This is a genomic window from Streptomyces sp. (assembly GCF_035563135.1).
Lineage (GTDB): Bacteria > Actinomycetota > Actinomycetes > Streptomycetales > Streptomycetaceae > Streptomyces.
Genome location: NZ_DATMVN010000346.1, coordinates 1 through 6,523, shown reverse-complemented (window position 1 = coordinate 6,523; position 6,523 = coordinate 1). Strand labels below are relative to the sequence as shown.

At 69.0% G+C, this 6,523-nt stretch carries 7 protein-coding genes; 6 read left to right on the top strand and 1 reads right to left on the bottom strand.

The window, feature by feature from the left end; translation table 11 throughout:
- Positions 1-741: SLATT domain-containing protein (locus tag VN520_RS15100; RefSeq protein ID WP_325747425.1), on the bottom strand; the 741-nt coding region annotated here is incomplete at its 3' end.
- A gap of 361 nt (positions 742-1,102) precedes the next feature.
- Here VN520_RS15100 and VN520_RS15095 point away from each other — a divergent pair.
- The 6 genes from VN520_RS15095 (at position 1,103) to VN520_RS15070 (ending at position 6,336) form a co-directional block, all read left to right on the top strand.
- Positions 1,103-1,441: a YbaB/EbfC family nucleoid-associated protein gene (locus VN520_RS15095; protein WP_325747426.1), complete on the top strand. Its 339-nt coding sequence runs from the start codon at positions 1,103-1,105 to the stop codon at positions 1,439-1,441.
- Positions 1,442-1,502: 61 nt separating this feature from the next.
- Entirely contained in the window at positions 1,503-2,102 is a 600-nt protein-coding gene (recR, locus tag VN520_RS15090) for a recombination mediator RecR (protein ID WP_099173476.1), read from the top strand.
- 83 nt (positions 2,103-2,185) lie between these two features.
- Positions 2,186-2,845, top strand: a complete 660-nt coding sequence (locus tag VN520_RS15085) for a DUF5063 domain-containing protein (RefSeq protein ID WP_325747424.1) — start codon at positions 2,186-2,188, stop codon at positions 2,843-2,845.
- Positions 2,846-3,065: 220 nt separating this feature from the next.
- Positions 3,066-4,337 carry an aspartate kinase gene (locus VN520_RS15080; protein ID WP_325747423.1) on the top strand — a complete coding sequence of 424 codons (1,272 nt, stop codon included), beginning with the start codon at positions 3,066-3,068 and terminating at the stop codon, positions 4,335-4,337.
- Positions 4,334-5,398, top strand: coding sequence for an aspartate-semialdehyde dehydrogenase (locus VN520_RS15075; protein WP_325747422.1), 1,065 nt, complete (start codon positions 4,334-4,336; stop codon positions 5,396-5,398). The genes VN520_RS15080 and VN520_RS15075 overlap by 4 nt, the downstream gene beginning before the upstream one ends.
- A gap of 359 nt (positions 5,399-5,757) precedes the next feature.
- Positions 5,758-6,336 (top strand): SigE family RNA polymerase sigma factor, encoded by a 579-nt coding sequence (locus VN520_RS15070; RefSeq protein WP_325747421.1) that lies wholly within the window; start codon positions 5,758-5,760, stop codon positions 6,334-6,336.
- The last annotated feature ends 187 nt before the right edge of the window (positions 6,337-6,523 follow it).

The window sequence follows — 6,523 nt, the reverse complement described above, 5'->3', positions numbered from 1 at the left end:
CGCCGCGGGCATGGTGAGCCGGCCGGGAGCGGCCCCCGGTTCGGCGCGGCCGCCGGGCCCGCCCGACACCAGCGACTGCATCCCCATGGGGGCGGGCCCCGCCCGGAACTCCACCATCCAGTCCGCCGTCTCCATGCGGACGAGTTCGGTGATGTCCTCCGAGAAGCGGCGCAGCACCCCCAGGCACCGCTCCGCGGCCTCACTGGCGGTGCCCTCCGTAGGCCCGAGCACCTCCCGGACGCATTCGGAGGACCACTCGAACTGCAGCGCCTGAAGGCGCCGCTGCACGGCCTGTGCCGTCGCGAGATTTCTTATCCAGCCGGACGTCAGCCCGAAGTACCGGTCACACGCCATGCAGGCGGCGCCCAGCAGCAACGACAGATAGCCCCAGCCGGCCGAGCCGCGCAGTTCCCCGGTCAGGTCGAGCAGCGGGAGGGCCGCGCCCGCGACCACCCCTGCCGCCGTGCCGAGCCGGAGCAGCCGAGCCGTGAGCCGCTTGCGCACACGGTCACGCAGATACCAGTCGGCGGTCTCCATGGCGCCGGCCTCGACCCAGCGGTAGAGCTCGTCGAGCCGTTCGGCGGGCTCGCCCCAGTCGCCGAGAGGGAAGGCGCGGCCGGTCAGGTCCCGGGGGCTCGAACCGTAGCGCGAACCGGACCGTTCGGTTCCGGTGCCTGCACCGGATCCCGCGCCGGGCTCTTTGCGGGGCGGCCCTTCGGGCTGCATCTCCGGCTGACTCACCGGGGCACTCCTCTGCACTCTGCGTTCGGCGCGTATCGACGCGGGATCGGTACGGTTCTCGGTCATGGAAGGGGGCGGGCACCGGCATATGACCGGGATCCCGCTCGCGTAACTCTGCGTCACCTTCACTATGCGTACGGGTTCGGATACGCATGCTCTTCCTACCGCCGAATGGTGGGCCGCGGGGTCGAAATCGCAGGATTCCCGGGTAGGCCCGGCCTCTGGTCAGGTATAGGAGCGCGGCAGGCACTTTCCAGAACTCACCCGAAAGAGTTGGTCCCGGTGGGTGGGGCGCGGCGTCCGGCGAACACGTAGGCTCGGGATACCGAAACATTCCGTCGTCGAAATGCCAGGAGTGACCGTGATCCCCGGTGGTGGCCAGCCCGACATGCAGCAGCTGCTCCAGCAGGCCCAGAAGATGCAGCAGGATCTCGCCGCGGCCCAGGAGGAGCTGGCCAGGACCGAGGTCGAGGGACAGGCGGGCGGTGGCCTCGTGAAGGCCACCGTGACCGGGGCCGGCGAGCTCCGCGCCCTGGTGATCGATCCCGGCGCGGTGGACCCGGAGGACACCGAGACGCTCGCCGACCTCGTGGTCGCCGCGGTGAAGGCGGCCAACGACAACGCGCAGCAGCTCCAGCAGCAGAAGCTGGGCCCGCTGGCACAGGGCCTGGGCGGCGGCATGCCGGGTCTTCCGTTCTGACCCCTGTAGCTACCCAGGCGTACCGGATACGGTACGAGCAGGAAAAAGGAAAGGCGTTCCGTTGTACGAAGGCGTGGTTCAGGAGCTGATCGACGAGCTGGGCAGGCTGCCGGGCGTCGGTCCCAAGAGCGCGCAGCGGATCGCCTTCCACATCCTGCAGGCCGAGCCCACCGACGTACGCCGCCTGGCCCACGCCCTCCTCGAGGTCAAGGACAAGGTCCGCTTCTGCGAGATCTGCGGCAACGTGGCCCAGCAGGAGCAGTGCGGCATCTGCCGGGACGCCCGCCGCGACCGTTCGGTCATCTGCGTGGTCGAGGAACCCAAGGACGTCGTGGCGATCGAGCGGACCCGCGAATTCCGGGGCCGCTACCACGTGCTCGGCGGAGCGATCAGCCCGATCGAGGGCGTCGGTCCCGACGACCTGCGCATCAGGGAGCTGCTGGCCCGGCTCGCGGACGGGTCCATCACGGAGCTGATCCTGGCGACCGACCCCAACCTGGAGGGCGAGGCCACCGCGACGTACCTCGCCCGGATGGTCAAGCCGATGGGCCTGCGGGTCACGCGGCTGGCCAGTGGACTCCCCGTGGGCGGCGACCTGGAGTACGCGGACGAGGTCACCCTCGGCCGCGCCTTCGAGGGGAGGCGGCTGCTCGATGTGTGACCCGGCGTCCGACTGCGGCTTCACGTGCGGTGGCGCTATGTTCTACCCACCGTTCGCGACCCTGCCCACGGGAGGTCCCCTCGATGTCTGACGCCACGCTGAACTCCGTCACGCAGGATCCGGACGACTTCGCCGTCCAGATCGCGGATCAGATCAAGACCTTCATCGTCGCGGTCACCGAGGTGTCCAAGGCCGACGAGCCCGAGAAGGCCGTCCCGGTCCTGCTCCTCCAGGTCTCCCAGCTCCTGCTGGCCGGCGGGAGGCTCGGCGCGTACGAGGACATCCTTCCGGACGAGCGCTACGAGCCCGACCTGGACGACGAACCGGATGCCGACGGGCTGCGTGAGCGCTTCGCGGAGCTGCTGGAGCCCATCGACGTCTACTCCGAGGTCTTCGATCCGTACGAGCCCCGCAAGCCCCCCGTGCCCCACCGCATCTCCGACGACCTGGCGGACCTGGTCACGGATCTCGGTCACGGCCTCGCGCACTACGAGGCGGACCGCACGGCGGAGGCCATGTGGTGGTGGCAGTTCTCGTACTTCTCCAACTGGGGCTCCACCGCGTCGGCGGCTCTGCGCGCACTCCAGTCGCTGATCGCCCACATCCGGCTGAACCAGCCGCTCCAGGAGCTCGACGGCCTGGACACGGACCAGGACCCGGGCGACGGGGACCTGGCCGAGGAGGCGGGGCGTGTGATGGCCGAGGAGATCGCGGGACCGCTGGGCCTGCGGCCGGTCCTGTAGCTCCCCGGACGGGTGCGTTCGCGCCGCGTGTGACCGCTGTGTCCTGGGACACAAAAGGCGTGCGGTGGGGGCGGAGGGGCAGCAGTCCGGTACGAGCAGTCCGGTACGACGCTCCGTACCGTCTGGTGGGCGGGACATCTCACCATCCGGTACCGACGGGTCGAATCCGGGCTGCTCGTTAGACTGAGCCGACCGCACCATTATTGAGCGAGGAGCGCACGTGGGCCTTGTCGTGCAGAAGTACGGAGGCTCCTCCGTAGCCGATGCCGAAGGCATCAAGCGTGTTGCCAAGCGAGTCGTCGACGCCAAGAAGAACGGCAACCAGGTGGTTGTCGTGGTGTCCGCGATGGGCGACACGACGGACGAGTTGATCGATCTCGCCGAGCAGGTATCCCCGATGCCTGCCGGGCGTGAGTTCGACATGCTGCTGACCGCCGGAGAGCGGATCTCCATGGCACTGCTGGCCATGGCGATCAAAAACCTGGGCCACGAGGCCCAGTCGTTCACGGGCAGCCAGGCCGGTGTCATCACCGACTCGGTCCACAACAAGGCGCGCATCATCGATGTCACGCCCGGCCGCATCCGGACCTCGATCGACGAGGGCAACATCGCCATCGTCGCCGGGTTCCAGGGCGTGAGCCAGGAGGGCAAGAACATCACGACCCTCGGCCGCGGTGGCTCCGACACGACCGCTGTCGCGCTGGCCGCCGCACTGGAGGCGGAGGTCTGTGAGATCTACACCGATGTGGACGGTGTCTTCACCGCCGACCCCCGGGTCGTGAAGAAGGCACGGAAGATCGACTGGATCTCCTTCGAGGACATGCTGGAGCTGGCGGCGTCCGGCTCCAAGGTGCTGCTGCACCGCTGCGTCGAGTACGCACGCCGTTACAACATCCCGATCCATGTCCGCTCGTCCTTCTCCGGACTGCGCGGCACCTGGGTCAGCAACGAACCGCAAGGGGACCAGCAGGTGGAGCACGCCATCATCTCCGGAGTCGCCCACGACGTCTCCGAGGCCAAGGTCACGGTCGTCGGCGTTCCCGACAAGCCGGGCGAGGCCGCCGCGATCTTCCGTGCCATCGCGGACGCCGAGATCAACATGGACATGGTGGTGCAGAACGTCTCCGCCGCGTCGACCGGGCTCACGGACATCACGTTCACCCTGCCCAAGACGGAGGGCCGCAAGGCCATCGACGCCCTGGAGCGGAGCCGTGCCGGCATAGGCTTCGAGTCGCTGCGCTACGACGACCAGATCGCGAAGATCTCCCTCGTCGGTGCCGGGATGAAGACCAACCCCGGGGTCACCGCAGGCTTCTTCGAGGCCCTGTCCGAGGTCGGGGTGAACATCGAGCTGATCTCCACGTCCGAGATCCGGATCTCGGTGGTCACCCGTGCCGACGACGTCAACGAGGCCGTGCGTGCCGTGCACACCGCCTTCGGTCTCGACAGCGACTCCGACGAGGCCGTCGTCTACGGGGGCACCGGCCGATGAGAGGGCGCCGCCCTTCGCTCGCGGTCGTCGGCGCGACCGGGGCGATCGGCGGCGTCATGCTCCAGATCCTTTCGCAGCACGAGGATGTCTGGGGCGAGGTCAGACTGATCGCCTCTCCGCGTGCGGCCGGCACCAAGCTGGTCGTACGTGGTGAGGAGACCGAGGTCCTCGCGCTCGCCGAGGACGTGTTCGACGGGGTGGACATCGCCCTCTTCCTGGTGCCGGGCGAGGTGTCCGCGCAGTGGGGGCCGGTCGCCGCTGCCCGGGGCGCCGTGGTCGTGGACGACTCGGCGGCCTTCCGGCTGGACGACGACGTGCCTCTGGTCGTTCCTGAGGTCAATCCCCATGCCGCGCGGCTGAGACCGCGCGGCATTGTCGCGTCCCCGAACTGCACGACGCTGTCGCTGATCGTCGCGGTCGGCGCGCTGCACGCCGAATTCGGGCTGCGGGAGCTGATCGTCTCGTCCTACCAGGCGGTGAGCGGCGCGGGCCGGGACGGTGTCGCCGCGCTCCGTGAGCAGCTCGCCCTGGTGGCGGGCACGGAGCTGGGCACCCGCCCGGGAGACGTACGGCGGGCGGTGGGCGACGGGGACAAGAGCCCCTTCGCAGCCCCGGTCGCACTGAACGTGGTGCCGTGGGCCGGGACCGACGCCGGTGACGGCTGGTCGTCCGAGGAGCTGGCGATCCGCGAGGAGTGCCGCAAGGTCCTGGGCCTGCCGGACCTGAAGGTGACGGCGACCTGTGTGTACGTACCCGTCGTCGCGACGCACTCCATGTCCGTGCACGCCCGTTTCGAGAACGAGGTGTCCGTGGCCCGGGCGCACGAGGTCCTGGCGACCGCCCCCGGGGTGGTCCTGTTCGACAGCCCGGCGGCCGGTGACTTCCCCACGCCGTCCGATGTCGTCGGCACGGACCCGGCCTGGGTGGGCCGGGTGCGGCAGTCGATGGACGATCCCCAGGCCGTCGACATGTTCGTCTGCGGCGACAACCTCCGAAAAGGCGCGGCTCTCAATGTGGCCCAGATCGCCGAGTCGGTGGCCGGGGAATTCTCTCGTACGTGATCGAACCTGTTTTGTGGAATCCGTGTGCACTCTGTGGGTAACTTGCTGGTCCGAAGCCCTTGAGCTGGGGCGTTGTCATATCCGACGATGATCTCCTGGCCCTCTGCAACCGCTGGGCGGATGCGACGCGTCTATGCCGTCACTTCTTGCGTGGCTGGATACGTTTTCGGGGCATTTGGGGAAGAGCAGGTACGAATGAGGGCATGTCGCACAGCATCGAACGCGGTGCCGTACGCGTACAACCCTGACGGGGGGAAGCGTGTCCAACTGGCGTGGCAGAGGTTCTCGACATCACAGTGGTGGGCCCGTTGCGAGGCGCTTCGGTGCGTCCGCTCCGGCGGCCCCGCGCAGCCGGCGGTATGCCGGTGATTGCGCCCATGCCTGCTGCGCGACCCGCCCGGTTGCCGTCGCAGCGCGGCGAGGCCGCTGAGGTGACGATCGCGGCGGGAACGACGGTCGACCATCTCACCGAGACCTACCGCGCCCACTACCGCTCGCTGCTGGGCCTCGCGGCGCTCCTGCTGGACGACACCGCCTCCTGCGAGGACGTGGTGCAGGAGGCGTTCATCCGGGTGCACTCGGCCCGGAACCGGGTGCGCGATCCGGAGAAGACGCTGGCGTACCTCCGCCAGACCGTGGTCAACCTGTCCCGCTCCGCGCTGCGCCGGCGCATCCTCGGGCTGAAGCTCCTCTCCAAGCCGATGCCCGACATGGCGAGCGCGGAGGAGGGCGCGTACGACCAGTTGGAACGGGACGCGCTGATCAAGGCGATGAAGGGGTTGCAGCGCCGCCAGCGCGAGGTGCTGGTGCTGCGCTACTTCTCGGACATGACGGAGGCTCAGGTCGCGGAGACACTGGGCATATCGCTCGGTTCGGTGAAGGCGTACGGCTCCCGGGGCATTGCGGCACTGCGCGTCGTGATGGAGGCGCAGGCATGAGCGGGCCCGAGCACAGGCATGACGATGACCGGACTGGAAACGGAATTGTGAACCACGGGCCGGAGGACACCCCGAACACCGATCCGGAGCGGGACGGTGAACGGAAGCAGGATCAGGACGCGGTCGACGGCGCGGAAGCCGCCTCAGGGCCCGCCGCCCCGGGTGCGGCCTCGGACGGCCACGAGCC

Bases quoted from the DNA above. Each gene is read 5' to 3' on its own strand.
- VN520_RS15085 (WP_325747424.1), top strand. From the start codon at position 2,186: ATGTCTGACGCCACGCTGAACTCCGTCACGCAGGATCCGGACGACTTC.
- VN520_RS15075 (WP_325747422.1), top strand. From the start codon at position 4,334: ATGAGAGGGCGCCGCCCTTCGCTCGCGGTCGTCGGCGCGACCGGGGCG.
- VN520_RS15070 (WP_325747421.1), top strand. From the start codon at position 5,758: ATGCCGGTGATTGCGCCCATGCCTGCTGCGCGACCCGCCCGGTTGCCG.